Origin of the sequence: Streptomyces sp. NPDC021100 (assembly GCF_044333095.1) — a bacterium.
In the GTDB taxonomy this organism is placed as follows: Bacteria; Actinomycetota; Actinomycetes; order Streptomycetales; family Streptomycetaceae; genus Streptomyces.
The window spans coordinates 120,936-147,056 of the sequence record NZ_JBIRQH010000001.1 but is presented as its reverse complement, the minus strand read 5'-3'; the positions used below and the strand labels follow the sequence as shown (position 1 = coordinate 147,056).

Below are 26,121 nucleotides of genomic sequence, written 5' to 3'. Positions count from 1 at the left end.
CCGGCGGGGATTTTCCGCGCCCGGGCCGACGTGCCGGGAGACCGTTTCCGGCCGGGTCGCCGGGCGGGGCGCAGGGGCGCCCGGGGGAGCGGCGTGGAACGGACGGCGCTCGCACCCGCCTCATTGCGCCGCCCCGCCGGGCCCTGGCACCGTGTGGGCCGTCCCGCGCAGCCCTCCCGCACCGTGAGGACCCCCATGCCTCCACCTTGGACCCGCCGCGCCTTCCTCGCCACGGCGCTCGCCGCCCCCGTCGCGGGTATCCCACCCGCCCCCGGCGACCCCTTCACCCCCCTCCGCCACCGCTGGCGCGACCTCCTCCTCGGTACCGGCCTCGACCCGGCCGCCGAGCCGTACCGCGCGGTCCTGCGCCGCACCGGCGAGACCGCCCGCGCCCACCGCGCGCGGATGCGGCCCGCCCCCGGGTCGCTCTGGCCCGACGCCCCCTTCGACCCGCCCGCCGGCATCACCCTCAGCCACACCCGGCTGCACGTCATGGCCCGCGCCTACGTCCAGCCCGGCACCGGGCTCACCGGCGACGCGGCGCTCGCCGCCGACGTCCTCGCCGGCCTGGACCACGTCCGCCGGGCCGTCTACCACCCGGGCACCGAGCGGTACGGCAACTGGTGGGAGTGGCAGATCGGCACCCCGCGCCCGCTGCTCGACACGCTCACCCTGCTGTACGCGGAAGCCGGGCCCGCCCGCCGCGCCGACGCGCTCGCGGCGGTCGATCACTTCGTCCCGGACGCGCTGCTCGGCGCCTACACCGGCACCAGCACCGGCGCCAACCGCGTCGACCTCTGCCGCGTCGTCGCCCTCCGCGGCGTCCTGGGGGAGGCGCCGGCGAAGCTCGCCCTCGCCCGGGACGCCCTCTCCCCGGTCCTCGCCCACGTCGACCACGGCGACGGGCTGTACGCCGACGGATCGTTCCTCCAGCACACCGCCGTCCCCTACACCGGCACCTACGGCTGGGTGCTGCTCGACGGCCTGGCCCGGCTCCTCGCCCTGCTGCGCGGCTCCGCCTGGGACGTCACCGACCCCGGCCGCCGCTTCGTCCACGACGCCGTCGACCGGGCGTTCGTCCCGCTGATCCACCACGGGCTGGTGGCGGACACCGTCTCCGGCCGCGCCGTCAGCCGGGGCCTGACCGACGACGGCCCGCCGCAGAGCGACCGGCAGCGCGGCCACGCCCTCGTCGCGGCCATCGCCCTGCTCGCCGGGGGCGCGCCCGCCGCCACGCGCGCCCGGTGGCACGGCCTGATCAAGGGCTGGGCCGCCCGCGACCCGGCCGCCCCGCTCCTCGCCGACCCCCAGTTCGACACCGCCGACCTGGCCCGGCTCGCGGCCGTCCTCGCCGGACCGGAACCCGCCGCACCCGAGACCGCCGGGCACCGGCTGTTCCCCGCCATGGACCGGGCCGTACACCGCCGCCCCGGCTGGACCGCCGCCCTCGCCATGGCCTCCGACCGCGTCGCCCACTACGAGAACGGCAACGGTGAGAACCCGCGCGGCTGGCACACCGGCGCCGGGATGCTCCTCTGGTGGGGACCCGGCGGCGAGGACCAGTACGGCGACGGGTTCTGGGCCACCGTCGACCCCTACCGCCTCCCCGGCACCACCGTCTCCGCCAAGCGCCTCGCCGACAACGCGGGCGGCGCCTGGGGCGAGCCGAGACCCGGCGCGCGCTGGGTGGGCGGCGTCACCGACGGCACGTACGCGCTTCTCGGCCAGCACCTCAAGGGGCTCGGCTCCACCCTGGAGGCGCGCCGGACGTGGGTGTGCGCGGACGACGCCGTCGTCTGCCTCACCGCCGGCGTCACCGCCCACGACGGCACGCCCGTCGAGACCGTGCTCGACAACCGGCGGCTCACCGGGCTGCCCCGGCTCACCGTGGACGGCGTGTGCTGCCCGGGGGACGCCTTCTTCCCCCGGGCGCACTGGATCCACCTGGAGGGGCACGGCGGCTGGGTGCTCCCCGGCGGCGCGCCCGTGCGCGTCCTGGACGAACACCGCACCGGCGCCTGGCGGGACGTCAACGCCGGCGGCTCCCCCCGCCCGCTCATCCGCCGCTACCTCACCCTGTGGCACCCGCACGGCACCGACCCCCAAGGCGCCGCCCTCGTCCACCTGCTGATGCCCGGCGCGAGCCGGGCCGCCGTCGCCGCCCGCGCCGCCGACCACGGCCGGCTGACCGTCCTCGCCAACACCGCGGACCTCCAGGCCGTACGTCTCGCTACGCCCGACCTCACCGCGGCCGCCTTCTGGCGCCCCGGCACTGTGGGCACCCTCACCGTGACCGCCCCCGCCGCCGTCCTCATCCACCGGCGGGGCCGGCGCGCCACCCTCCACCTCGCCGAACCCCCGCGCACGGGCGCGCCGGCCGACCTCCTCTGGGCGCGGCCGGTGCGCCGGGTGGTGTCCCACGACCCGTCCGTACAGGTACGTGCCACCGGACCCGGACTGCGGCTGCGGATCCGCCCGGGAACCCGGTGCCTGCCGCACCGCTGCGAGGTCGAGACCGGCTGACACCCCGCCCGGCCCCCGGCCGGACGGCGGTGTATCCGAGTGGTTTTGTGGACTACCCACAGCGTGGGAAGTCCAGACGAACAGGGGCAACTGATAGGGGCGCAGTGCGATTCTGTGCTCCTTGCCCACCAAATCGAGCACTACCTTGTGCGGAGTCGACATGATGTTCCGGCACGGGTCCCACGTACCGTCTATCCATGAGCAATCTCGAAGGTGCGCCCGAAGAGGCGAGTGACGTCCGTGGGCGCGTCGCCGAGCTGCACGCCATCCGCGAGCAGGTTCGGCGTGGTCCCAGCGACCGGGCTACCCAGGCACAGAAGGCCAAGGGAAAGCTGACGGCGCGCGAGCGTATCGATCTGCTGCTGGACGAGGGCTCTTTCTCCGAGGTCGAGCCGCTGCGCCGGCACCGCGCCACGGGCTTCGGCCTGGAGGCGAAGAAGCCGTACACCGACGGGGTCATCACCGGCTGGGGCACCGTCCACGGCCGGTCCGTGTTCGTGTACGCCCATGACTTCCGGATCTTCGGCGGTGCGCTGGGCGAGGCCCACGCCACCAAGATCCACAAGATCATGGACATGGCCATCGCGGCCGGCGCGCCCCTGGTGTCGCTCAACGACGGCGCCGGCGCCCGCATCCAGGAGGGCGTCTCCGCCCTCGCCGGCTACGGCGGCATCTTCCAGCGGAACACCAAGGCGTCCGGCGTCATCCCGCAGATCTCGGTGATGCTCGGCCCGTGCGCGGGCGGCGCCGCCTACTCGCCCGCCCTGACGGACTTCGTCTTCATGGTCCGCGAGACCTCGCAGATGTTCATCACCGGCCCGGACGTGGTCCGCGCGGTGACCGGCGAGGAGATCACCCAGAACGGCCTCGGCGGCGCCGACGTGCACGCCGAGACCTCCGGCGTGGCCCACTTCGCGTACGACGACGAGGAGACCTGCCTGGAGGAGGTCCGCTACCTGCTCTCCCTCCTCCCGCAGAACAACCGTGAGAACCCGCCGCGGGTCGTCTGCGAGGACCCCGTCGACCGCACCGGCGAGGCCCTGCTGGACCTCGTCCCGGCCGACGGCAACCGCCCCTACGACATGCGCAAGGTCATCGAGGAGATCGTCGACGACGGCGAGTACCTCGAGGTCCACGAACGCTGGGCCACCAACATCATCTGCGCCCTGACCCGGCTCGACGGCCAGGTCGTCGGCATCATCGCCAACCAGCCGCAGTCGCTGGCCGGCGTCCTGGACATCGAGGCCTCCGAGAAGGCGGCCCGGTTCATCCAGATGTGCGATGCCTTCAACATCCCCATCGTCACCCTCCTGGACGTCCCCGGCTTCCTGCCCGGCGTCGACCAGGAGCACGGCGGCATCATCCGGCACGGCGCCAAGCTGCTCTACGCCTACTGCAACGCCACCGTGCCGCGCATCTCGGTGATCCTGCGCAAGGCGTACGGCGGCGCCTACATCGTCATGGACTCCCAGTCCATCGGCGCCGACCTCACCTACGCCTGGCCCACCAACGAGATCGCCGTCATGGGCGCCGAGGGCGCCGCCAACGTCATCTTCCGCAAGCAGATCGCGGACGCCGACGATCCCGACGCGATGCGGGCCCGCATGGTCAAGGAGTACAAGGCCGAGCTCATGCATCCGTACTACGCGGCCGAGCGCGGCCTCGTGGACGACGTCATCGATCCGGTGGAGACGCGGCAGGTGCTGATCCGGTCGCTGGCGATGCTCGCGACCAAGCACGCCGATCTGCCGTCCCGCAAGCACGGCAATCCGCCCCAGTAACCCCAGAGGACAGACATGACTGACACGCTTGTTCGCGTCGAGAAGGGGACGGCCGGGCCCGAGGAGCTGGCCGCCGTCACCGCGGTGCTGCTCGCCCGGGCGTCCGCGGGGTCTTCGGCCCCGGTGCCCGGCCCGCGGCGGTCCGCCGCCTCCTGGCGCCGCCTGGAGCGCTCCGGCGGTTTCACCGCCGCTCACAGCTGGCAGGGCTGACGCCCACGCAGAAGGCCCCGCACTCGTGAGAGTGCGGGGCCTTTTCGGCTTCGCCGGGGTTGCCCCGGTCCCGCCCCTTCCCGTTTCTTGCGGGGGCTGCGCCCCCGCACCCCCAAGCGCGCTGCGCGCGCTGTCCTCAAACGCCGGACGGGCTGAATATCAGCCCGTCCGGCGTTTGAGGACAGGGGGTCTGGGGGCTTGCCCCCAGGAATCGGCGAAGGGGCGGGTCTGGGGTACAGCCCGCCGCAGGCGCTACCGCAGGCGCGCCATCAGCGCGTGCTCCACCAGCGTGATGAGCGCGCTCTTCGCCTCGTTCCGATGCCGAGCGTCCGTCGTGATGATCGGCGCGTCCGGCCCGATCTGAAGAGCCTCCCGCACCTCGTCGGGCGTGTACGGCTGATGCCCGTCGAAGCCGTTCAACGCGATGACGAACGGCAGCCCGCTGTTCTCGAAGTAGTCGACGGCGGGGAAGCAGTCGGCGAGACGCCGCGTGTCCACCAGGACGACCGCCCCGATGGCACCGCGGACCAGGTCGTCCCACATGAACCAGAACCGGTCCTGCCCGGGCGTGCCGAACAGGTAGAGGATCAGGTCCTGGTCCAGGGTGATCCGGCCGAAGTCCATCGCCACGGTCGTCGTGGTCTTGTCCGGCGCGTGCGTGAGGTCGTCGATGCCCGCCGAGGCGGAGGTCATGACGGCTTCGGTGCGCAGCGGGTTGATCTCCGAGACCGCGCCGACGAACGTGGTCTTGCCCACGCCGAAACCACCGGCCACCACGATCTTCGCGCTGGTGGTGGAGCGGGCTGCCTCGCCGCTAGAGGTTCCGAAGTCCACTGAGCACCCTTTCGAGCAGTGTCACGTCAGGCTGGCCGCCGGCGGACGCGTCGCCGCCGGGCTGATGAATGGCGACGAGCCCGGCCTCGGCCAGATCGGCCACCAGGATTCGGGCGACGCCGAGCGGGATGGAGAGGAGTGCCGAGATCTCGGCTACCGACTTGATCTCGCGGCACAGATGGCAGATGCGCTGGTGTTCCGGCAACTGCCCTTGGAGCTGGGCCGGCTGGGCCGTGGTGTGCACCAGCGCCTCGATGGCGAGCTGGTAGCGCGGCCGGGTCCGGCCGCCGGTCATGGCGTAGGGGCGGACCAACGGGTTGCTCTTGCCACCCGAGGGCGACCCCGAACGCCGGTGCTGCGGCCCCTGTCCCGCGTGCCGGCCCTGCCCCGCGGGGGGCGGGACATGGCCCGTCGGGACGTGCCCGGGCGCGCTGGGAGGGGAGTACCCGCCGCCGGGCACCGCGTGCGGCGGTGCCGGGGGCTGCGGGGTGTAGGGCACCTGTGAGGGGTGCTGGGCCTCCGACCGGTCCCTGGGGGTGGGCGCGGAGGGGAAGTTGAAGCGGTTCAGCGGCGGGTTCTCCTGCTGGTCATTGCCATACGGGTAACCGCCTGGGGGCGTTGCCACGGCTCCTCCTCCGACTTTCCTGTCTGCTGCTGGTCGCGCCACCGCACCTTAAGGCGCGGTGGCGCGAAACGCACTGTCTCTCTGCTAGTTGAGAAGGCTCCCCTGCAGTTCGGCGCGGAGGTCGGGCGTGAGCACGTTGCCCGCGCGGTCGACCAGCAGGGCCATCTCGTAGCCGACGAGGCCGATGTCGCACTCGGGGTGCGCCAGCACGGCCAGCGAGGAGCCGTCGGAGACGGACATGATGAAGAGGAAGCCGCGCTCCATCTCCACCACGGTCTGGTTGACGGCGCCGCCCTCGAAGATGCGCGAGGCACCCGCGGTCAGGGAGGTCAGGCCGGAGGCCACCGCCGCCAGCTGGTCCGCGCGGTCCCGCGGAAACCCTTCGGACATGGCCAGAAGGAGTCCGTCGGCGGAGACCACGACGGTGTGGGACACCCCTGGGGTGTTCTCCACGAAACTGGTGATCAACCAGTTCAGGTTCTGCGCCGCCTGGCTCATCGGGCTCACACTAACGCTCCTGCTCGTAGGTGCCGCCGGGGCCGAAGCCCTGGTCGTGTTGCTGCTGCTGCTCCTGCGCGGTGATCGCGGGGAACTCCGAGGAGTCCGTTCCCGCGCTGCGCCCCTGCTGGACACCGCGGCGCAGGTTGGCGAGCCTGCCGCGGACGTCCTCGGGTGCCCGGGATATCTGCGGGCCGCCCTGGGAGGTCTCCACCGCCTTGCCCTCGACCAGATTGGCCCTGGGCACGCGGCGCGGGAGACCGGAGGAAGTCGTTCCGTCCGCCTTCGGCACCCGGAGCCGCTCGGCGCGCTGCCAGCGCTCGTCGTTGGCCGACTGCCCGGCGGACGTGTCCCCCTCGTTCCGAGGCCGGGAGATGTCCTGCTGGGACCGGTCCGGTTCTGCGCCGCCCCTCGTGGCCTCCTCGCCCGTCTCCGGCTGCTGCCACTGCCGATCGCGGCGAGGCAGACCGGACCCGGTCAGCGAGGGAGGGCCGCTCGTGGCGGGGCCCGGACGGTCGAACTCTACGCGCTCCGGCTGCGCCGTGTCAGCGGACGGCTGAGATTCCGATTCCGCTCCGTAACCCGACGCGTACCCGTGCTGGTACGGAGTGGCCTCCGGAGTCGTCCCGCCCCACTCGCCTTGGTAGGCGGGGGCGTTGAAGTCGCCGTAGGCCTGCTGGTCGGTGAAGCCCTGTTCGCTGTAGGCGGCTTCCGTATACGGCTGCTCACCCGTGGCGTGCGGGGCGAACGGAGTCTGCTGAGTGTCGTGCGACGGCACCTGGTGCCCGCCGGTGTCGTGCCCGGGCTGCCCGGCGGTGTGTGCCTCCAGGGCGGCCCGCCGCTCCTCGCGCAGCCGCGAGCGGCCGAGCGGGTCGAGCACCGGGGCGCCGGCCGCGCCCGCTTCATAGCGCGAGTCGTCGAAGCCCAGCTCCGCGGCGGTACGGACGCCGCCGGCCGGCCCGACGGCGCCGGCCTGCTGCTCCGGGACGATCCGGGAGACCGTGAAGTCGTCGCCTGCCTGCTCGTCCTCGCCACCGCCACCATGGGTGATGGGCTCCGGGAGCATGACCAGCGAGGTGGTGCCGGCCTGCTCGCCCGAGGGACGGAGCTGGACGCGGATGCCGTGCCGCATGGCCAGCCGGCCGACCACGAAGAGACCCATCCGCTGGGAGACCGTGGCGTCCACGGTCGGCGGGTTGGCCAGCTTGTGGTTGATGTCCGCGAAGTCCTCGGGGGTGAGGCCGATGCCCTTGTCGTGGATCTCGACCATCACGCGGCCGTCGGGCAGACGCGTGGCGTTGACGCGGACCTTGGTGTGCGGGGAGGAGAACGTGGTCGCGTTCTCCAGCAGCTCGGCGAGGAGGTGCACGAGGTCGGTCACGGCGAGACCGTGGATCTCGGCCTCGGAGACGCCGTCCAGCTCGATGCGCTCGTACGCCTCCACCTCGGAGGAGGCCGCGCGCAACACGTCCACCAGCGGGATCGGCTGGTCCCAGCGGCGGCCGGGCTCCTCGCCCGCGAGGATGAGGAGGTTCTCGCCGTTGCGGCGCATACGGGTGGCCAGGTGGTCGAGCCGGAAGAGGTTCTCCAGCTGGTCCGGGTCGGCCTCGTTGTTCTCCAGCCCGGTGATGAGCTCCAGCTGGCCCTCGATCAGGCTCTGGTTGCGGCGGGAGAGGTTGGTGAAGATCGCGTTGACGTTGCCGCGGAGCATGGCCTGTTCGGCGGCGAGCCGGACGGCCTCCCGGTGCACCTGGTCGAAGGCGCGGGCGACCTCGCCGATCTCGTCCTTGGTGTCGATCGGGATGGGCTGCACCCGGGTGTCGATCCGGCCCGGCTCGGTGCGCGAGAGCTGGTCGACCAGGGCCGGCAGCCGCTGCTCGGCGACCTCGAAGGCGGCGCCGCGCAGCCGGCGCATGCTGCGGCTCATCGAGCGGGCGATGCGCCCGGCGACGAAGAACGCGGCCAGCAGTGCGACGATCATGATCGACCCGTTGACGATGGCGTCCTGCCGGGCGTCGGCGGAGACCTGCGACGCCTCGTCCACCGCGTGGTCGGCGAGGTGCGACTCGACGTCGCGGTAGGCGTTGAACTTCCCGGTGGCCGTGGTGTACCAGGACTCCGGGGTGATGCCCAGGGCCTTCAGCTTCTCCGGCGACTCGCCGGACATGATGGCGAGCGCCATCTTGTTCTGCTGCTCGACCTGCGCCTTCTCCTTGAGCGTGTTCTTCAGCCGGTCGATGTCCTCCTGGGAACCACCGGTCGTGTACTCGTCGGAGGCGATGTACTCGAGGAAGTTGTACGAGGAGAAGGAGGTCAGCAGGAAGCGCCGGTCCTTGGCGGCCATGTCCGGCTTGGCCAGCAGGTGCGTACCCATGGACCGCTGGAGCGACTCGGCGGCCTTGGCCAGCGAGACGGCGTAGACCATGCGGCCGTACGAGGTGACGGTGCCGGTGCCCAGGCCGAGTTCGTTGGTGAACGCCATGAGCGGACGCTGGATGGAGCCGTACGCGTCCTCGGTCTTCGCGGCCTCGGAGGCGTAGGCGGTCTTCCGGATCTGCGGCAGCTTCTTCTCCGCGTCCCGGACCGCCGCCAGCCGGCGCTGCAGGCTGGGGGTGTCGGGCATGGAGCGGACGGTGTCGTTGAAGGCGGTCTGGGCGGAATCCGTCGCCTCCCGCGCCTTCTTGACGTTCTCGTCCTCGTGCTGCTTCGCCAGCAGGGGGATGACGCTCTTGTCGCGCTCGTCGACGATCGCCTGGGCGTAGTCGGCCGCGGCCCGCACCACACGGGCGGTGTCGGCCGCGTCCTCGGCCTCGGTCCAGGTGTCGACCGAGTTCTTGATGCCGAGACCACCGAAGACCAGGGCGACCAGCACCGGGATGAGGAGGATCGCGTTCAGCCGGGTGGCCACCCGCCAGTTGCGGGGAGAGAGCCGTCCGCCACCGCCACTGGGCGCGACGGGGGTACGGGGAACGTCCGAGGGCGCCACCGCGGCCTGCGACGGCGGTGTGAAGTTGCCCCGCGCGTCCTTCGCCTGCTGCGCGGTGCCGGTCTTTCTTCGCCTCACTCGTCCAACAACCTCTCGGCGTCGGCACCGACGTCGAGGACGTCGTGCCGTCTTTCGGCTGGGCCACGACGGCCCAGTTCGGGAAATTCCAGCACGCCGGACCAGTGCGTTCCAAACAGTGGGCAGAGCCGACGGCCAGGGGGATCCGCCCGACATAAAACGGGCATTAAGAGCGAGCGACGCCAAAAGGCGGGCGAAACATGTGCGGAGGGGAACCGGACGGCTGCGGCCCGTGGTGGCGGGCCTGTCGCGCCCCGGTCAATTCTCTGTCGAAACGTTATGAAGCCCGGGGGCGGCCCGTGGCGCATCCCACACGGCCGCCCGCTCCCGCCGGCTACTTCAGCCGCGCCATCAGGGCGTGCTCGACGAGCGTGATGAGCGCGCTCTTCGCCTCGTTCCGATGCCGCGCGTCGGTGGTGATGATGGGCGCGTCCGGCCCGATCTGCAGCGCCTCGCGCACCTCTTCGGGGGAGTAGGGCTGCTCTCCGTGGAAGCCGTTGAGGGCGATGACGAACGGCAGCCCGCTGTTCTCGAAGTAGTCGACGGCGGGGAAGCAGTCGGCGAGACGGCGGGTGTCCACCAGGACGACCGCCCCGATGGCACCGCGGACCAGGTCGTCCCACATGAACCAGAACCGGTCCTGTCCGGGCGTGCCGAACAGGTACAGGATCAGGTCGTCGTCCAGCGTGATGCGGCCGAAGTCCATGGCGACGGTGGTCGTCGTCTTGTCCTGGACGTGGCTCAGATCGTCGATGCCCGCGGACGCGGACGTCATCACGGCCTCGGTGCGCAGCGGGCTGATCTCCGAGACGGCGCCGACGAACGTGGTCTTGCCCACGCCGAAACCACCGGCCACCACGATCTTCGCGGAGGTCGTGGCGCGACCGGTGGTCCCGCTAGAGCTTCCGAAGTCCACTGAGCACCCTTTCGAGCAGTGTCACATCCGGCGTTCCGCCGGCCTCGCCGCCGCCGCCCGGCTGATGGATCGCCACCATCCCGGCCTCGGCCAGGTCGGCCACCAGGATCCGCGCCACGCCGAGCGGCATGTTCAGCAGCGCGGAGACCTCCGCGACCGACTTCACCTCACGGCAGAGGTGGCAGATCCGCTGGTGCTCGGGCAGCAGATTGCCCAGCTGGGCCGGGTCGGCGGTCGAGCTGACCAGCGCCTCGATGGCGAGCTGGTAGCGCGGCCGGGTCCGGCCGCCCGTCATGGCGTAGGGACGGACCAGTGGCTGGTCGCCTTCACTCCCGTACGGCATGTGGTGCGAGGCGCCGTACGGGCCGGGCGAGACGGGCGGGGTCATGAATCCTCCGGGCGGGACAGCAGGAAGGCAATGATGCCGTCGAGCGGGGGCCGGTGGGAGCTTTCGGCCGTACGGTCGGACGGGATTTGCGGTGTGTGTACGGTCAGTTCAGCAGGCTTCCCTGCAGTTCGGCGCGGAGGTCGGGCGTCAGTACATTGCCCGCGCGGTCGACCAGCAGGGCCATCTCGTAGCCGACGAGGCCGATGTCGCACTCGGGGTGCGCCAGCACGGCCAGCGAGGAGCCGTCGGAGACGGACATGATGAAGAGGAAGCCGCGCTCCATCTCCACCACGGTCTGGTTGACGGGCCCGCCCTCGAAGATGCGCGAGGCACCGGCCGTCAGGGAGGTCAGGCCGGAGGCCACCGCCGCCAGCTGGTCCGCGCGGTCCCGGGGGAACCCCTCGGACATGGCCAGCAGCAGTCCGTCGGCGGACACCACCACCGTGTGGGACACCCCCGGGGTGCTCTCCACGAAGTTGGTGATCAACCAGTTCAGATTCTGCGCCGCCTGGCTCATCGGACTCAACTAACGCTCCTGCTGGTAGGTGGGGCCACCGTGGTGGCTACCGGTGGCCGGGCTGGTGCCGGCCTGACGTCCTTGCTGAATGCCCCGGCGGAGGTTGGTCAGCCGGCCGCGCACATCGTCGGGCGCGCGCGAGACCTGCGGACCCTCCGGCAGGGCCTGCTGCTGGGCCGTGCCCTCGACGAGGTTGGCCCGGGGCACCCGGCGGGGCAGGCCCGACGAGGTGGTCCCGTCCGCGGCGGGCACCCGGACCTGCTCGGCCCGGCGCCAGCGCTCGTCGTTGGGGGACTCGCGCCAGTCCGGCAGCGGGGTCTGCGCCGTGACGTCGGGGGCGGTGGGGGCGGCCGGGGCCGCGGGGGCCTCGGCGCGCGGGGCCCGGCGCGGCAGACCGCGGGGCGCCTCGGGCTCGGCCGCCGGCTCCGGCGCCCGCTCGCGGGTCTCCTGGTCCTGGAACCAGTGCGACTCCAGCTCCTGGAAGAGCGGCGTCGCTTCCTGCGTGCCGTCGTGCCGCGGGGTGTTGCCGGACCCGGTGTCGAACTGCCCGGTGTCGAACCGGCCCGTCTCGAACCGGCCCGTCTCGAACCGGCCCGTGTCCTGTCGTCCGAAGTCCTGCTGCCCGGCGTCCTGCTGCCCGAAGCGGCCGGCACCGGCAGGCGGAACGATCCGCCCGGCGCCGTCGGCGTCCGGCACGGGGGCCAGCTGCGGGAAGGCGGCGGTGGTGCCCGGGTCGGCCGGAGACGTGGCGTCGCGGGAGGGCAGCGCGTGCCGGCCGGTGCTGCTGCTCTCCGGCTCGGGCACGGGCGCCAGGCGCGGGAACTGCCCGGTGCCGCCGGGGCCGTCCGCGTCACCGTCGGGGACGGCGGGCAGCGCGTGGCGGCCGGTGCTGCTGCTCTCGGGCTCCGGTACGGGCGCGAGCTGCGGGAACTGCCCGGTGGCGGACGGTCCTTCGGCGCGCTCGGGGGTCTCGACGCCGTCGTGGCCGCGCGGGGTGTCCTGCGCGGCGCGCGAGGCACCGTTCGAGGCCAGCGGCCAGTCGTCCACCGGCGCGGCGGGGGAGCGGTCGTTGCCCCAGCTCGGCGCCGGACGGGCCGGCGGCTCGGCGGGGGTGTTCTTGCGGTCGCCGCGCTTCGGCAGGCCGGAGAGCGCGTTGCGCGGGGGCAGGCCGTTCCCGGCACCGCCGCGCTGGGGCAGCCCGCCGGGGGCGGGCTTGTCCTCGCCGCCGCCGCGGACGGGCAGTTCGGGCAGACCGGACGGCGTGCCGGCGCCGCGGACCGGGAGCCCGCCGGGCGTGCTCGTCCGGTCGCCGCGCTTGGGCAGGCCGCTCTTGGTGGACTCGCCGCCCTTGCCGGCCTCGCCGCCACCGCGGACGGGCAGGTCGGAGCCGGTGCCCTCACCGCGCTGCGGCGCCTGCGGGCGGCGGCCGTTGCCCACCGGCGCGATCACGGCGGGCCGCTTGCCGCGCGGCGGCAGGCCGGACCGGCCGTCGGCGCCCTTGCCGCCGGAGGAGGCGTCGTCACCCGCGCCGGCGTGCGGCGGGGCGTCGAAGAGGCTGGGGCCGCCGGTCGGCGCGCCCGCGCCCGGGGTGGCCCCGGGAACGCGCGTCGGCAGACCGCTCTGCGTCAGGCCGCCGGCCCGCGACGGGTTGGCCGGCGGGCGCGGGCCCTTGGGCGGCAGCTGGCCGCGGTCGCGGGCCGGCGCCTGCGGGGCACCGCCGGGACCGCCGGGACCGGGCAGGCCGGGCGCGGCCTTCCCGCCGGGAATGCCCGGAGCACTCGGGACACCCGTGCCGGGCATGCCGCCGGGGGCGCCGCCACCGGGCAGGCCGGGGCCGCCGGGCGCGCCGGGGCCGGGCTTCTTGCCGCCCTGGGCGACGTCGACCGGCAGCATGACGAGCGCGGTGGTGCCGCCGGAGTCCGACGGGCGGAGCTGGATGCGGATGCCGTGTCGCAGGGACAGGCGGCCGACCACGAACAGACCCATGCGGCGGGAGACGGAGACGTCCACGGTCGGCGGGCTGGCCAGCCGCTCGTTGATCGCCGCCAGGTCCTCCTGGGAGAGGCCGATGCCGGTGTCGTGGATCTCGACCAGCACCCGGCCGTCGGGCAGGGCGTGACCGGTGACCTTGACCTTGGTCTGCGGGGAGGAGAACGACGTCGCGTTCTCCAGCAGCTCGGCGAGGAGGTGCACGAGGTCGTTGACGACGCGGCCGGCGACCTCGGTCGGCGGCACACCGGTGAGTTCGATGCGCTCGTACTGCTCCACCTCGGACGCGGCGGCGCGGAGCACGTCGACGAGCGGGACCGGCCGGGTCCACCGGCGGCCGGGCTCTTCACCGGCGAGAACGAGGAGGTTCTCACCGTTACGGCGCATGCGGGTCGCGAGGTGGTCGAGCTTGAACAGCGAGGACAGCTGGTCCGGGTCGGCCTCGCGGGACTCCAGTTCGGAGATGAGCGAGAGCTGACGCTGGATGAGGCCCTGCGACCGCCGCGAGAGGTTGGTGAACATCGCGTTGACGTTGCCCCGGAGGAGGGCCTGCTCGGCGGCGAGGCGGACGGCCTCGCGGTGCACGTCGTCGAAGGCCGCGGCCACCTTGCCGATCTCGTCGCGGCTGTGCACGCCGACGGACTCGACGGAGGTGTCCACGTCCTGCGGGTCGGCCTCGGAGAGCTGCTTGACCAGCTCGGGCAGGCGTTCCTGGGCGACCTTCTGCGCGGTGTCCTGGAGCCGGCGCAGCGAGCGCACCATGGACCGGGCCACGACGAAGGCGCCGACCAGCGAGATGCCGAGGACGAGGATGATCAGCGCACCGTTGAGGTACGCCTCCTGCTGGGCGTCGTCGCGGAGTTCGAGGGCCTTCTGCTCCATCTCGTTGAGGAGCGTGGTCTCGATCTTGGACATCTCCGCGATCTTGACGCTGTCGCGGTCGAACCAGTCGCGGTAGGTGAGGCTGTCCGCGCCGCGCAGGCCGTCGCCGCGCATCAGCACGCGCTCGGCGTAGGCGTTGGCCTGCGAGATGTCGTAGGTGCCGCCGTTCAGACCCTGGAGCAGCTCCCGGTCCGTGTCGCCGTGGACGCGGAGGAAGCGCTTGTAGGCCTGGTCCTCGCCGGTGAACGCGGACTGGCCGAAGAGGCGGTCGTTGTCGGAGAGCTCGTGCGGCGAGCGGGCGAGACCGGCGCTGATCAGCGCGCGCTGCATGGACGCGTACTCCTTGGCAGAGGAGAACGAGGCCAGGGCGCGGGTGGAGGCGATCATCTCGCTGTTGCTGGACGCCAGGGCCATGTCCTGGGACAGCGTGATCAGCGAGGTGACGAGGCTGTTGTACGCGTTGACGGTCCGCGAGATCTGGTTCGGGTCGTTGTACGCGGAGGTGCGGTACTTCTGGATGTCCGTCAGCTGCCGCGAGATCTCCACCAGCGTGGCGTTGACGCCGGTCGTGGTGGCGTCGTCGGGCTTGACCCGCTCGGTGAGCTTCTTGAACTCCTCGATCGCCTTGTCGGTCCGCTGGCGCGGCGCCACGACGTCGTCGTTCTTCTGGTCCTTGAGGACCAGCGGCGCGGCGGACCGGTCGCGCTCCTCCTGGAGCGCGTTGGCGAGGTCGGTGGCCACGCTGGTCATGTCCGTCAGCAGCTTCATGTGGTCGAGCTGGTCGACGTCCTGCAGCGAGCTGTCGATACGCAGCGCACCCAGGGTCGTCGCGGCGACGACGGGCAGGGCGAGCAGGGACACCAGGCGGGTACTGATTCGCCAGTTGCGCAGGGCTATTCGTGAGCCCGGCCCGCTGGGGACCTTCGCCTTGCCCTTCCCCTTGGGGCCGCCGGTGGGTTCACCGCCGGCCGGCGCGTCGACGGGCGTGCCGCGGTCGCCACCTGTCGCCGCACCGTGCGGCTCCGGCTCCGCCGCAGCGCTGCCATCCCTCTTGAAACGTCCCTGCACTAGCGTCGCAACCTCTGGACCAGGCGTCCCCCCGGCGAGCGGAGGAACGGTGTCGAGTCGTGGGGGGACCGCGGTGCCCCCCTGGCGGTCCGTGGAATTCCAGCACAGTGCCGGATGCGCCAACAAGGCCGGTGCGCCCCACCGCGGATCGGTCACGGACGGTAGCCCACGCTGTCGCTCTCCGTGGAGGGTCCACTCCTATCAATTCGGACTTTCATGGGCGAATGATCCGCACCTCGTCGCAGTGAGCGACCTGTCCCAGTCGCCATGATCAGGAGCGGAACGTCAGCTTCAGTCCGGCGATGTCCGTTTCGTGCAGGCGGGGCGGCTGTCGGTTATGCGGTATTTATCCCAAGGTTCGTGAGGAAACTCACAGGTGACACCCCGCATCCTGCTCGGTATGGCGGGGAAGGGCGCGCCTAGCCTGGATCCTTGCGCGGACGTGACGGCCGCCGACGCCCGCGGACGACCCGCGAGGCCACGGCCGGCCGCCCTCGAAGCCCGCGACGACCGCGACGACGAGACCGACGACACCAGAGACAACGCGAGGCAACCGCACAGTGAAGACCACCAGCCCCTCCCGGAAGACCGCCAACCCGCGCCGCACCACGCTCGCCAACCTCGAGGACGCCAAGGCGCTCTTCGAGGCCGAGCGCCCGCAGCACGCGGTCGAGCTCCCCACGGTCACCGCCAACCCGCGCCGCACCGTCCTGATGACCGCCCCCGCGCCGGTCCTCGTCGAGGACTGACGCGCCCGCGCGCCCGAGGAGCCCCCGAGGGGCCCGCCGGATCCGGCGGGCCCCTCGCTCGTCCCGGCCCCGCCTGGCCCGCCCGGCCGAACGCCGCGCACGGAGCGCGCGCGGCCCCCGCGATAGCCTGAAGTGTCAGACTCCGGCCGGATCAGTGAGGGGCTCAGCTTCCCGTGCGCATCGCCAGATTCTCCATCGACGGCAACGTCGGCTACGGCGTGGTCGAGGGGGACGCCTCCACCGAGGGCGGTCCCGTCCTCGACATCATCAAGGGCATTCCCTACGGCGACTTCGAACGCTCCGGCACCAAGGTGCCGCTGAGCAAGGTCCGCCTGCTCCCGCCCGTCCTGCCCAGCAAGGTCGTGGCCATCGGCCGCAACTACGCCGAGCACGCCGCCGAGCTGGGCAACGAGGTGCCCGAGGTGCCCGTCGCCTTCTTCAAGCCGTCGACCTCGGTCGTCGGCCCGGGCGACCCCATCGCGTACCCGTCCTTCAGCAGTGACGTCCACCACGAGGCCGAGCTGGCCGTGGTCATCGGCCGCATGTGCCGCGAGGTCCCGCGCGAGCGCGTCAAGGACGTCATCCTCGGCTACACCTGCGCCAACGACGTCACCGCGCGCGACGTCCAGCAGCGCGAGAAGCAGTGGGCCCGCGCCAAGGGGTTCGACTCCTCCTGCCCGCTCGGCCCCTGGATCGAGACCGAGGTCGACCCGGGCGACCTGGCGATCACCTGCACGGTCAACGGCGAGCTGCGGCAGAGCGGCCGCACCGCCCAGATGCTGCGCTCCGTCGAGGAGCTCATCGTCCACATCACCGAGGCGATGACGCTGCTCCCCGGCGACGTCGTCCTCACCGGCACCCCCGCCGGGGTCGGACCCCTGCACGACGGCGACGAGGTCGCCGTCACCATCGAAGGCATCGGCACTCTCACCAACAAGGTGATCAAGCGTGGCTAACGCGAACTCCCCCAAGCTCTCGACTTCGCTCGAGCAGGGGGTACCCCCCCGCGTACGTTTCTGTCCCTCGCCGACCGGCAACCCCCACGTGGGCCTGGTCCGCACCGCCCTCTTCAACTGGGCGTTCGCCCGCCACCACGGCGGCACCCTGGTCTTCCGCATCGAGGACACCGACGCGGCCCGCGACTCCGAGGAGTCGTACGAGCAGCTCCTCGGCGCGATGCGCTGGCTGGGCTTCGACTGGGACGAGGGCCCCGAGGTCGGAGGCCCCCACGCGCCCTACCGCCAGTCGCAGCGCATGGACATCTACCGCGACGTCGCGGAGAAGCTGCTGGCCGCCGGCCACGCCTACCACTGCTACTGCACGACCGAGGAGCTCGACGCCCGCCGCGAGGCCGCCCGCGCCGCCGGCAAGCCGTCCGGCTACGACGGCAAGTGCCGGGTCGTGAGCCCCGAGCAGAAGGCCGCCTACGAGGCCGAGGGCCGCCCGTCGATCGTCCGCTTCCGGATGCCCGACGAGGCGATCACCTTCACCGACCTGGTCCGCGGCGAGCTCACCTTCACCCCGGAGAACGTGCCGGACTTCGGCATCGTCCGGGCCAACGGCGCGCCCCTCTACACGCTCGTCAACCCCGTCGACGACGCGCTGATGGAGATCACCCACGTGCTGCGCGGCGAGGACCTGCTGTCCTCCACCCCGCGGCAGATCGCGCTCTACAAGGCGCTGATCGAGCTGGGCGTCGCCAAGGCCGTCCCGGAGTTCGGCCACCTGCCGTACGTCATGGGCGAGGGCAACAAGAAGCTCTCCAAGCGCGACCCGCAGTCGTCCCTCAACCTCTATCGGGAGCGCGGCTTCCTGCCGGAGGGCCTGCTCAACTACCTCTCGCTGCTCGGCTGGTCCCTCTCGGCCGACCAGGACATCTTCTCGATGGACGAGATGGTCGCGGCGTTCGACATCAAGGACGTCAACGCCAACCCGGCCCGCTTCGACCTCAAGAAGGCCGAGGCGATCAACGCCGACCACATCCGCCGGCTGGACGTCAAGGACTTCGTCGCGGCCTGCGAGCCCTGGCTGCGCGCCCCGCACGCCCCCTGGGCGCCCGAGGCGTTCGACGCCGCCGCCTTCGCGGAGCTGGCCCCGCTGGCCCAGACCCGCCTCACGGTCCTCTCCGACATCACGGCCAACGTGGACTTCCTCTTCCTCGACCGCCCGGTGGACGACGAGGCGTCCTGGGCCAAGGCGATGAAGGAGGGCTCGGACGCCCTGCTCCGGACCGCCCGCGAGAAGCTGGCCGCCGCTGAGTGGAACGCCGAGGCGCTGAAGGCCGCCGTCGTCGCCGCCGGCGAGGAGCACGGCCTCAAGCTCGGCAAGGCCCAGGCCCCGGTCCGGGTGGCCGTCACCGGCCGTACGGTCGGCCTGCCGCTCTTCGAGTCGCTGGAGGCCCTCGGCCGCGAGCGGACCCTGGAGCGCGTCGACGCCGCCCTGGCGAAGCTGGCCGCCTGACGCCTCCCCGCCCGTGCCCCGAAGGGCCCTGGAAGCCGCTCAGGCGGCCTCCGGGGCCCTTCCCCGTGTCCCGGGGGCCGCCCGGGCACCGGCCCGGGTTATCGATTTTGGTGCCCCGTCCACCTTCGGGTAATGTTCTTCCTGCGCCGCCCGGGAGGGCCGAGAGGCCGGAGCGGAGGGCGCGAGCCGAGCAAGACCCCTTCAGGGGGGTTGAGTTCTGGTGGGGTATGGTGTAATTGGCAGCACGAGTGATTCTGGTTCACTTAGTCTAGGTTCGAGTCCTGGTACCCCAGCAAGAGAAATTCACTGGAAATTCTCTGGCAAATCTACTGGTAAAGTAGAAACCGCGCGAAAGCGCAAAAAGCGAAGTGCGAGCCCCCGTTGTGTAGCGGCCTAGCACGCCGCCCTCTCAAGGCGGTAGCGCCGGTTCGAATCCGGTCGGGGGTACTGATCCTGAATCCGTCACCATCCGGAGAGAATCCGGAGGCGATGTCGATGGATCGCTAGGGCCCCCGTTGTGTAGCGGCCTAGCACGCCGCCCTCTCAAGGCGGTAGCGCCGGTTCGAATCCGGTCGGGGGTACTGGTCATCACCATGGGCTATGGTGTAATTGGCAGCACGAGTGATTCTGGTTCATTTAGTCTAGGTTCGAGTCCTGGTAGCCCAGCGCAAGACTTTCGAGTCTGCAATAGAGCAAGCCCCCGTTGTGTAGCGGCCTAGCACGCCGCCCTCTCAAGGCGGTAGCGCCGGTTCGAATCCGGTCGGGGGTACGCACACGGAAATGCCCCCCGCGATACGCGGGGGGCATTTCCCGTTCCCGCCCCGTGCGCTCTTCTCGCCCGGGGGCGCCGTCGCCATAATTCCCCGCATGGCCCTTCCCCGTGGCGCGCTCCACCGGACCCCCGTCGGCGACCTCCGGCCCGGTGACCACGCCTGCCTGCTCTTCGCCTCCGACGAGGAGCGGACCGCGGTGCTGCGGGAGTTCGTCCGCGGCGGCCTGGACGCCCAGGACAAGATCCTCTATCTGGCCGGCCGCCGGGACCCCCACGACCCCGCGGCCCTACTCGACCGGTACCGGCTGCCGTCCCCGCGCACCGGCGTGGAAGTGCTCCCCCTGGACGAACTCCGTACCGGCGACGGCCCGTTGGAGCCCGCCGCGCTGCGGGACCGGTTACGCGCCGCCGCCACCCGCTGCCGCGCGGAGGGCTACCGCGCCCTGCGCATCGCCGGGGAGCCCTGCCCGGCCCCGCACGACGGGCGCGACGTGCGCCGGCTGCTGCGGTACGAGTCCCTCCTCGGCGAGGAGTTCGCCGCCGGCCGCGCGCTGGCCGTCTGCCAGTACGACGTCCGGCGCTGCGCCCCCGAGGCGCTGGACGCCGCCACCTCGGCCCACACCCGCGGCGTGGGCCCCGACCCGCTGGTCAGAACCGCCGACCTGGTCGTCGTCCGCACCTACCGGCCGCCAGGCCTGCGCCTGGAGGGCCGGGTCGACGCCTCCGCCCACCGGCAGCTCCGGGACGCCCTGCGCTCGGTGGCCGCGGTCCGCGGCGACCTCCGCCTGGAGATGTCCGGCGTCGAGTTCCCCGACCTGGGCGGCCTCCGGCTGCTGATGAGCTTCGCGCGGGCCCGCGCCGCCCGCCACCGCTCCGTCGAACTCACCGGCCTGGCGCCGCGGCTGTGCCAGGTCATCACGCTCATCGGCTGGGACCGCACGCCCGGGCTGCGGCTGGCGGAGAGGGTCGGCTGAGCGGACGCCAGGGGCTTCAGGGCGGCCCTCAGGCCCCTTCGTCCCGGCCGGCGCCGAACCGCCGCGCCGACTCCTCCGCGTGCGCCAGCCGCCGCAGGCTGAGCAGCACCGGCTCGTAGAGCACGGTGAGCGCGACGGCCCGCTCCACCTGCCCGTCCGCCGTCGGCTCCGCCGTCACCAGGTCGAGGTCGCCCACGGCGATCTCCTCGGCGCACCGCCCGTAGCGCAGCAGATTCCCGATGTCGCACGGGTAGCCGAGCCGGAGCAGGGCGGCCACCGAGTCGACCAGGGTCCGGTAGGCGGGGGAGAAGGTGATGTCCACCCGCTCCGGCCGCCGGCCCAGCCGGGTCAGCAGCTCGTCCACCGTGCGGTGCGCGGCCTCCGTGGCCGCGTCGTCCCCGGCGGGCGCCGGGGGCTGCGGCAGGGCCCAGGTGGCCGCCCCCAGCCGCATGTGGTGGTCGAGGGAGGTGTCCTCCGCCGCGGCGACGACCTCCCGGGCGGCGGCCACCGTCACCCCACCGACCTGGATCAGCGCCCGCACCAGCCGCAGCCGCCGCAGGTGGTCCTCGCTGTACTCCGCCTGCGTCGCCGAGACCCGGCGGCCCGGCTGGAGCAGCCCTTCCCGCAGGTAGTACTTGATCGTCGCGGTGGGAACGCCGCTGCGTTCGCTGAGTTCGCCCAGTCGCATGGCCCTTGCGCCCTCCATCGGATAGTGCAACTATCCAACCATGGATAGCGCCGCTATCCAATGACGGGTGGGGGTTGTGCCATGGGTGTGTCACCGATAGCGGGCCGGGTCACGGCGGCGGCCGAGGGGGACGTGGTGGTCTTCCTGATCGGCATGCGGATCAACCGCTGGCGCTCCGTGCGCCACTGGGTGCCGGTGTTCGGGGCGATGGGGCGGATGCTGGCCGAACTCCGGCGCGACCCGGACGCCGGGCTCCTGGGGCACCGGCTGCTGACCGCCGGGCCGCGGGAGTACACGGTGCTCCAGTACTGGGAGTCGCGGGAGAAGCTGCTCGCTTACGCGGCGGACGGGGGACGGCTCCACCGGCCTGCGTGGGGCGCGTTCAACCGGCGGGCGCGGGAGGCGGCGGGGCGGGTGGGGATCTGGCACGAGACGTATGTGGTGCCCGCGGGGTCGTACGAGACGCTCTACAGCGGGATGCCGCGGCATGGTCTCGGGGCTGCCCACGGGGTCGAGCCGGTGGCCCGGCGGGGCGAGCGGGCCGCGGAGCGGCTCGGGGCCCCTGCGGGGGGCTGAGCCCCTGACCCGCCCCTTCGCCGGATTCCTGGGGCTGTGCCCCAGACCCCGCTTGTCGCGGCTTCGCCGCTCGTCCTCAAACGCCGGACGGGCTGGATCGTGCGCCCGGGCGCGCATTTCAGCCCGTTGGGGGTGCCCCCTCTGGGGGAGTTTGAGGACAACCGCGCGAAGCGCGGTTTCAGGGGGTCCGGGGCCCTTCCCGGGAAACGGTGAAAGGGCGGGACCGGGGCACCCTCACCCGTTGCGCCGCAGCGCCTCCGTCAGCCGCACCGCGGCATCGAGCACCGCCTGTGCATGCATACGCCCCGGATGCCGGGTGAGCCGCTCGATCGGCCCGGACACCGATACGGCCGCCACCACCCGATTCGACGGCCCGCGCACCGGGGCGGAGACGGACGCGACGCCAGGCTCCCGCTCCCCGATCGACTGCGCCCAACCGCGCCGCCGCACACCCGAAAGCGCCGTGGCCGTGAACCGGGCCCCCTGCAGCCCGCGGTGCAGCCGCTCGGGCTCCTCCCAGGCCATGAGGACCTGAGCCGCGGAACCGGCCTTCATCGGCAGGGTGGACCCGACGGGGACCGTGTCCCGCAGTCCGGACAGCCGTTCCGCCGCCGCGACGCAGATGCGCATGTCGCCCTGGCGCCGGTAGAGCTGGGCGCTCTCGCCCGTCACGTCGCGCAGGTGCGTGAGGACCGGGCCGGCCGTGGCCAGCAGGCGGTCCTCGCCCGCCGCCGCCGCGAGTTCGCTCAGCCGGGGGCCGAGGATGAAGCGCCCCTGCATGTCACGCGCCACCATGCGGTGGTGTTCCAGGGCCACCGCGAGCCGGTGCGCGGTCGGGCGCGCCAGGCCGGTGGCCGTCACCAGCCCGGCGAGCGTCGCCGGACCCGACTCCAGGGCGCTCAGCACCAGGGCCGCTTTGTCGAGTACGCCCACTCCGCTCGAGGCGCCACCAGAATTGTCCATGCAACGATACTCGCGTCTCACACTATGAAACGCAAGTTCACGTTTTCCCGGAAGCCGCCAACCTGTACCCACGGCACCCCGATCCGGAGGGACAGCGATGGGACGCACACTGGCCGAGAAGGTCTGGGAAGAGCACGTCGTGGCGCGCGCCGAGGGCGAGCCCGACCTCCTCTACATCGATCTCCACCTGCTGCACGAAGTCACCAGCCCCCAGGCGTTCGACGGACTGCGCAAGGCGGGCCGGCCGGTGCGCCGCACCGACCTGACCATCGCCACCGAGGACCACAACACCCCCACCCTCGACATCGACAAGCCCATCGCGGACCCGGTCTCGCGCGTCCAGCTGGAGACCCTCCGCCGCAACTGCGCCGAGTTCGGGGTCCGGCTGCACCCGCTGGGCGACGTCGAGCAGGGCGTCGTCCACGTAGTGGGACCGCAGCTGGGACTGACGCACCCCGGCACCACCGTGGTCTGCGGGGACAGCCACACCTCCACCCACGGCGCGTTCGGCGCCCTCGCCTTCGGCATCGGCACCAGCCAGGTCGAGCACGTCCTCGCGACCCAGACGCTGCCCATGTCGCCGTTCAGGACCATGGCCGTCACGGTCGAGGGCGAACTCCCCGAAGGGGTCACCGCGAAGGACCTGATCCTCGCCGTCATCGCGGAGATCGGCACCGGCGGCGGCCAGGGGTACGTCATCGAGTACCGCGGGTCCGCGATCGAGAAGCTCTCGATGGAGGCCCGGATGACCGTCTGCAACATGTCCATCGAGGCCGGCGCCCGGGCGGGCATGATCGCCCCGGACGAGACCACGTTCGCCTATCTGAAGGACCGCCCGCACGCGCCCCGGGGCGCCGACTGGGACACCGCCGTCGCCCACTGGCGCACCCTGCGCACCGACGACGACGCCGTCTTCGACCGCGAGGTGGTCATCGACGCGTCGGCCCTCTCCCCGTTCGTCACCTGGGGCACCAACCCGGGGCAGGGCGCGCCGCTGTCGGCGGCCGTCCCCGACCCCGCCTCGTACCAGGACGCCTCGGAGCGCTCGGCGGCCGAACGGGCCCTGGAGTACATGGGGTTGACGGCCGGTCAGGCGCTCCGGGACATCCGGGTGGACACCGTCTTCGTGGGCTCCTGCACCAACGGCCGGATCGAGGACCTGCGGGCCGCCGCCGACGTCCTGCGCGGCCGCGCGGTCGCCGACGGGGTGCGGATGCTGGTCGTCCCGGGGTCCGTCCGGGTGGCGCTGCAGGCGGTCGACGAGGGGCTCGACGCGGTGTTCACCGCGGCGGGCGCCGAGTGGCGGCACGCCGGCTGCTCGATGTGCCTGGGCATGAACCCCGACCAACTGGCGCCGGGCGAGCGGTCGGCGTCGACCTCCAACCGCAACTTCGAGGGCAGGCAGGGCAAGGGCGGCCGGACGCACCTGGTCTCGCCGCAGGTCGCCGCCGCCACCGCCGTGCTCGGCCGGCTCGCCTCGCCCGCCGATCTCCCGGCCGGTCCGGTCCTCGCCGCCTGAACGGCGCAGGGCACCCTACCCCAGCACCCCACCCAGCGAGGAAGAGCAGCTCATGGAAGCGTTCACCGCACACACCGGCCGGGCCGTGCCGCTGCGCCGCAGCAACGTGGACACGGACCAGATCATCCCGGCGCACTGGCTGAAGAAGGTCACCCGCGACGGTTTCGAGGACGGCCTCTTCGAGGCGTGGCGCAAGGACCCGGACTTCGTCCTCAACGAGCCCGCCCGCGCGGGCGCCTCGGTCCTGGTGGCCGGGCCGGACTTCGGCACCGGCTCCTCCCGCGAGCACGCGGTCTGGGCGCTGCAGAACTTCGGTTTCAAAACCGTGATCTCCGCACGGTTCGCGGACATCTTCCGGGGTAACTCGCTCAAGAACGGTCTGCTGACGGTCGTCCTGCCGCAGGAGACCGTCGAGCGGCTGTGGGAGCTGACCGAGGCCGACCCCGCCGCGGAGGTGACCGTGGACCTCGTCGCCCGTCAGGTGCGGGCCGAGGGCATCACGGCCGATTTCAGCCTTGACGAGAACGCCCGGTGGCGGTTGCTGGAGGGGCTGGACGACATCGGGCTGACCCTCCGGCACGAGTCCGCCATCGCCGCCTTCGAGGCCCGCCGGCCGGCCCACAAGCCGTCCACGGCCCAGGTCTGAGGCGGTTTCCGGCCCGGTCGCCGACCCGGTTTCCCGCCCGTTCGGCCCAGCGCCCGGGCCCCGGACCGACCCTCGATTTCCGCTGTTCACCCCAGGTTTGGCATGATGCGCCCCCTGTCTTCGGACAGGGGGCGCATCGCGTTGTTGAGGCCCTGTGAGGCGACAACTCGCCTCAGATGGCACAATCGGTGCATGGAACGCGACAGCCAACTCGGGCTCTACCGGCTCGTCGCCGACCAACTCAAGGAAGCGCACTCCCGAGTGCGCGCACTGCAAGTCCCGGAGGGCGTACGGATGGCGCTGTCCCGGAAGCTGCTGGCCATCACGGCCGCGGCGAAGCACGATCTCTCAGGCGCGGCAATGCGCCTGGACCGGCTGATGAAGGACCTCGACGAGGGCCGTTTCCCTTCAGAGCGCGGCACCGACGGAACTCCGTGATGGGTCGGGTTCGTTGCGGCACAAGGGTGATTAGACCGTTTCGTGTTTGATTTGCGGTATATATCTGCCTAACGTGCGAAAAGGCTGGAACAAATTCCAGCAGGTGTCTCCGAAGGGGAAGACGTGAACAAGGCGCAGCTCGTTGAAGCGATTGCCGACAAGCTCGGCGGCCGTCAGCAGGCCGCTGACGCGGTCGACGCGGTACTCGACGCGATCGTCCGTGCGGTCGTCGCCGGCGACCGGGTCTCGGTCACCGGCTTCGGCTCGTTCGAGAAGGTCGACCGCCCGGCCCGTTACGCCCGCAACCCGCAGACCGGCGAGCGCGTCCGGGTCAAGAAGACCTCGGTGCCCCGCTTCCGCGCCGGTCAGGGCTTCAAGGACCTGGTGAGCGGCTCGAAGAAGCTGCCCAAGGGCGGCGAGGTCGCGGTGAAGAAGGCGCCCAAGGGCAGCCTTTCCGGTGGCAAGGCCACCACCAAGGCCGCGGCCAAGAAGGCCACCGCCAAGAAGACGGCCGCCAAGAAGGCGACCACGGCCAAGAAGGCGACCACCGCCACCAAGGCCACCACCGCCAAGAAGACCACGGCGGCCGCGAAGAAGACCACCGCCAAGAAGACCGCGCCCGCCACCAAGGCGGCAGCGGCGAAGAAGGCGACGCCGGCGAAGAAGACGACCGCCGCCGCGGCCAAGAAGACCACGGCGAAGAAGACCGCCCCGGCGAAGAAGGCCACGGCGACCAAGGCTCCGGCGCGCAAGACCACGGCGCGCAAGACCACCGCCAAGAAGGCCGCGGCCAAGAAGAAGTAAAAAGCCGCTGACGGCGTCACGCGCCGGGCCGGGCTCCCTTCGGGGAGCCCGGCCCGCGGTGCGTTCGCCTCCGGCACGGCGGCGGACGGGGGCGCGAAACCCGGCTCCGCGGGAGCGGCTGTACGGCCGCTGAGGCCCGTAGGCGCCCGGAACGGGCCTCCCCGGACGCCGGAGCCGTCGCGGGAGTTCAGACCGGCCGCCAGGAGCCGGGAAGGGGGCGGCAGCCCGGGAGGGTGT

Annotated in this window: 22 protein-coding genes and 5 tRNA genes; 17 read left to right on the top strand and 10 right to left on the bottom strand. The window is 72.3% G+C overall.

All coding sequences use genetic code 11. From position 1 onward, the window contains the following. The first annotated feature begins 195 nt into the window (after nt 1–195). From ACH4PU_RS00695 to ACH4PU_RS00685, 3 genes are all read left to right on the top strand, one after another. Nucleotides 196–2,523, top strand: a complete 2,328-nt coding sequence (locus tag ACH4PU_RS00695; protein ID WP_398264133.1) for a polysaccharide lyase 8 family protein — start codon at nt 196–198, stop codon at nt 2,521–2,523. A 197-nt stretch (nt 2,524–2,720) separates the two neighbouring features. Next, nucleotides 2,721–4,304, top strand: coding sequence for an acyl-CoA carboxylase subunit beta (locus ACH4PU_RS00690; RefSeq protein ID WP_398264131.1), 1,584 nt, complete (start codon nt 2,721–2,723; stop codon nt 4,302–4,304). Between the two features lie 15 nt (nt 4,305–4,319). Further along, complete coding sequence (locus tag ACH4PU_RS00685; protein WP_398264129.1) at nt 4,320–4,514, top strand: acyl-CoA carboxylase subunit epsilon; 195 nt, start codon at nt 4,320–4,322, stop codon at nt 4,512–4,514. A 252-nt stretch (nt 4,515–4,766) separates the two neighbouring features. Here ACH4PU_RS00685 and ACH4PU_RS00680 read toward each other — a convergent pair whose 3' ends face one another. The 8 genes from ACH4PU_RS00680 to ACH4PU_RS00645 form a co-directional block, all read right to left on the bottom strand. Further along, nucleotides 4,767–5,348 carry an ATP/GTP-binding protein gene (locus ACH4PU_RS00680; protein ID WP_049717346.1) on the bottom strand — a complete coding sequence of 194 codons (582 nt, stop codon included), beginning with the start codon at nt 5,346–5,348 and terminating at the stop codon, nt 4,767–4,769. Continuing rightward, complete coding sequence (locus ACH4PU_RS00675; RefSeq protein WP_398264127.1) at nt 5,329–5,973, bottom strand: DUF742 domain-containing protein; 645 nt, start codon at nt 5,971–5,973, stop codon at nt 5,329–5,331. The genes ACH4PU_RS00680 and ACH4PU_RS00675 overlap by 20 nt, the downstream gene beginning before the upstream one ends. Before the next feature lie 84 nt (nt 5,974–6,057). After that, nucleotides 6,058–6,480, bottom strand: coding sequence for a roadblock/LC7 domain-containing protein (locus tag ACH4PU_RS00670; RefSeq protein WP_179082803.1), 423 nt, complete (start codon nt 6,478–6,480; stop codon nt 6,058–6,060). A 1-nt stretch (nt 6,481) separates the two neighbouring features. After that, the gene (locus ACH4PU_RS00665) at nt 6,482–9,535 is read right to left on the bottom strand and encodes a nitrate- and nitrite sensing domain-containing protein (protein ID WP_398264125.1); all 3,054 of its coding nucleotides are present in this window, start codon (nt 9,533–9,535) and stop codon (nt 6,482–6,484) included. Between the two features lie 334 nt (nt 9,536–9,869). Further along, the gene (locus ACH4PU_RS00660) at nt 9,870–10,451 is read right to left on the bottom strand and encodes an ATP/GTP-binding protein (protein WP_185941252.1); all 582 of its coding nucleotides are present in this window, start codon (nt 10,449–10,451) and stop codon (nt 9,870–9,872) included. Further along, nucleotides 10,432–10,839, bottom strand: a complete 408-nt coding sequence (locus ACH4PU_RS00655; protein ID WP_185941253.1) for a DUF742 domain-containing protein — start codon at nt 10,837–10,839, stop codon at nt 10,432–10,434. The genes ACH4PU_RS00660 and ACH4PU_RS00655 overlap by 20 nt, the downstream gene beginning before the upstream one ends. Nucleotides 10,840–10,942: 103 nt before the next feature. Continuing rightward, nucleotides 10,943–11,356 carry a roadblock/LC7 domain-containing protein gene (locus ACH4PU_RS00650; protein WP_398265291.1) on the bottom strand — a complete coding sequence of 138 codons (414 nt, stop codon included), beginning with the start codon at nt 11,354–11,356 and terminating at the stop codon, nt 10,943–10,945. Nucleotides 11,357–11,365: 9 nt separating this feature from the next. Next, a complete protein-coding gene (locus ACH4PU_RS00645) occupies nt 11,366–15,295 on the bottom strand; it encodes a nitrate- and nitrite sensing domain-containing protein (protein WP_398264122.1) in 3,930 nt (1,309 codons plus the stop codon). Between the two features lie 560 nt (nt 15,296–15,855). Here ACH4PU_RS00645 and ACH4PU_RS00640 point away from each other — a divergent pair. The 9 genes from ACH4PU_RS00640 (at nt 15,856) to ACH4PU_RS00600 (ending at nt 20,250) form a co-directional block, all read left to right on the top strand. Continuing rightward, nucleotides 15,856–16,044, top strand: coding sequence for a hypothetical protein (locus ACH4PU_RS00640; RefSeq protein WP_398264120.1), 189 nt, complete (start codon nt 15,856–15,858; stop codon nt 16,042–16,044). 173 nt (nt 16,045–16,217) lie between these two features. Next, nucleotides 16,218–17,000, top strand: a complete 783-nt coding sequence (locus ACH4PU_RS00635) for a fumarylacetoacetate hydrolase family protein (protein ID WP_185941256.1) — start codon at nt 16,218–16,220, stop codon at nt 16,998–17,000. After that, on the top strand, nt 16,993–18,504 hold the full coding sequence (gene gltX, locus ACH4PU_RS00630; RefSeq protein WP_398264118.1) for a glutamate--tRNA ligase: 1,512 nt from the start codon (nt 16,993–16,995) through the stop codon (nt 18,502–18,504). Before ACH4PU_RS00635 ends, gltX begins: the two co-directional genes overlap by 8 nt. 221 nt (nt 18,505–18,725) lie before the next feature. After that, nucleotides 18,726–18,797 (top strand) — tRNA-Gln (locus ACH4PU_RS00625). Nucleotides 18,798–18,878: 81 nt separating this feature from the next. Further along, nucleotides 18,879–18,951, top strand: a tRNA-Glu gene (locus tag ACH4PU_RS00620). A gap of 61 nt (nt 18,952–19,012) precedes the next feature. Further along, nucleotides 19,013–19,085: transfer RNA gene (locus ACH4PU_RS00615), tRNA-Glu, on the top strand. A gap of 13 nt (nt 19,086–19,098) precedes the next feature. After that, nucleotides 19,099–19,170, top strand: a tRNA-Gln gene (locus tag ACH4PU_RS00610). Nucleotides 19,171–19,200: 30 nt separating this feature from the next. Further along, a tRNA-Glu gene (locus ACH4PU_RS00605) sits at nt 19,201–19,273 on the top strand. A 98-nt stretch (nt 19,274–19,371) separates the two neighbouring features. Then, entirely contained in the window at nt 19,372–20,250 is an 879-nt protein-coding gene (locus ACH4PU_RS00600; protein ID WP_398264116.1) for an MEDS domain-containing protein, read from the top strand. Nucleotides 20,251–20,278: 28 nt separating this feature from the next. Here ACH4PU_RS00600 and ACH4PU_RS00595 read toward each other — a convergent pair whose 3' ends face one another. Then, entirely contained in the window at nt 20,279–20,938 is a 660-nt protein-coding gene (locus tag ACH4PU_RS00595; RefSeq protein WP_398264114.1) for a MerR family transcriptional regulator, read from the bottom strand. An 81-nt stretch (nt 20,939–21,019) separates the two neighbouring features. Between ACH4PU_RS00595 and ACH4PU_RS00590 the strand changes: the two genes are divergently transcribed. After that, nucleotides 21,020–21,514 (top strand): DUF4188 domain-containing protein, encoded by a 495-nt coding sequence (locus tag ACH4PU_RS00590; protein ID WP_398264112.1) that lies wholly within the window; start codon nt 21,020–21,022, stop codon nt 21,512–21,514. Between the two features lie 234 nt (nt 21,515–21,748). On the opposite strand, the gene ndgR is transcribed toward ACH4PU_RS00590, so the two are convergent. Then, the gene (ndgR, locus tag ACH4PU_RS00585) at nt 21,749–22,477 is read right to left on the bottom strand and encodes an IclR family transcriptional regulator NdgR (RefSeq protein ID WP_040889156.1); all 729 of its coding nucleotides are present in this window, start codon (nt 22,475–22,477) and stop codon (nt 21,749–21,751) included. Nucleotides 22,478–22,574: 97 nt separating this feature from the next. On the opposite strand from ndgR, the gene leuC reads away from it, so the two are divergent. The 4 genes from leuC to ACH4PU_RS00565 all read left to right on the top strand — a co-directional run bounded on the left by leuC (nt 22,575) and on the right by ACH4PU_RS00565 (nt 25,884). After that, nucleotides 22,575–23,996 (top strand): 3-isopropylmalate dehydratase large subunit, encoded by a 1,422-nt coding sequence (gene leuC / locus ACH4PU_RS00580; protein WP_398264109.1) that lies wholly within the window; start codon nt 22,575–22,577, stop codon nt 23,994–23,996. A 52-nt stretch (nt 23,997–24,048) separates the two neighbouring features. Continuing rightward, complete coding sequence (gene leuD / locus ACH4PU_RS00575) at nt 24,049–24,642, top strand: 3-isopropylmalate dehydratase small subunit (RefSeq protein ID WP_185941262.1); 594 nt, start codon at nt 24,049–24,051, stop codon at nt 24,640–24,642. A gap of 192 nt (nt 24,643–24,834) precedes the next feature. Beyond that, on the top strand, nt 24,835–25,080 hold the full coding sequence (locus ACH4PU_RS00570; protein ID WP_185941263.1) for a hypothetical protein: 246 nt from the start codon (nt 24,835–24,837) through the stop codon (nt 25,078–25,080). 123 nt (nt 25,081–25,203) lie between these two features. Then, nucleotides 25,204–25,884, top strand: coding sequence for an HU family DNA-binding protein (locus tag ACH4PU_RS00565; RefSeq protein WP_185941264.1), 681 nt, complete (start codon nt 25,204–25,206; stop codon nt 25,882–25,884). Nucleotides 25,885–26,121 lie beyond the last annotated feature (237 nt).

Bases quoted from the DNA above. Each gene is read 5' to 3' on its own strand.
- ACH4PU_RS00695 (WP_398264133.1), top strand. From the start codon at position 196: ATGCCTCCACCTTGGACCCGCCGCGCCTTCCTCGCCACGGCGCTCGCC.
- ACH4PU_RS00690 (WP_398264131.1), top strand. From the start codon at position 2,721: ATGAGCAATCTCGAAGGTGCGCCCGAAGAGGCGAGTGACGTCCGTGGG.
- ACH4PU_RS00685 (WP_398264129.1), top strand. From the start codon at position 4,320: ATGACTGACACGCTTGTTCGCGTCGAGAAGGGGACGGCCGGGCCCGAG.
- ACH4PU_RS00655 (WP_185941253.1), bottom strand. From the start codon at position 10,839: ATGACCCCGCCCGTCTCGCCCGGCCCGTACGGCGCCTCGCACCACATG.
- ACH4PU_RS00650 (WP_398265291.1), bottom strand. From the start codon at position 11,356: ATGAGCCAGGCGGCGCAGAATCTGAACTGGTTGATCACCAACTTCGTG.
- ACH4PU_RS00600 (WP_398264116.1), top strand. From the start codon at position 19,372: ATGGCCCTTCCCCGTGGCGCGCTCCACCGGACCCCCGTCGGCGACCTC.
- ACH4PU_RS00595 (WP_398264114.1), bottom strand. From the start codon at position 20,938: ATGCGACTGGGCGAACTCAGCGAACGCAGCGGCGTTCCCACCGCGACG.
- ACH4PU_RS00590 (WP_398264112.1), top strand. From the start codon at position 21,020: ATGGGTGTGTCACCGATAGCGGGCCGGGTCACGGCGGCGGCCGAGGGG.
- ndgR (WP_040889156.1), bottom strand. From the start codon at position 22,477: ATGGACAATTCTGGTGGCGCCTCGAGCGGAGTGGGCGTACTCGACAAA.
- leuC (WP_398264109.1), top strand. From the start codon at position 22,575: ATGGGACGCACACTGGCCGAGAAGGTCTGGGAAGAGCACGTCGTGGCG.
- leuD (WP_185941262.1), top strand. From the start codon at position 24,049: ATGGAAGCGTTCACCGCACACACCGGCCGGGCCGTGCCGCTGCGCCGC.
- ACH4PU_RS00570 (WP_185941263.1), top strand. From the start codon at position 24,835: ATGGAACGCGACAGCCAACTCGGGCTCTACCGGCTCGTCGCCGACCAA.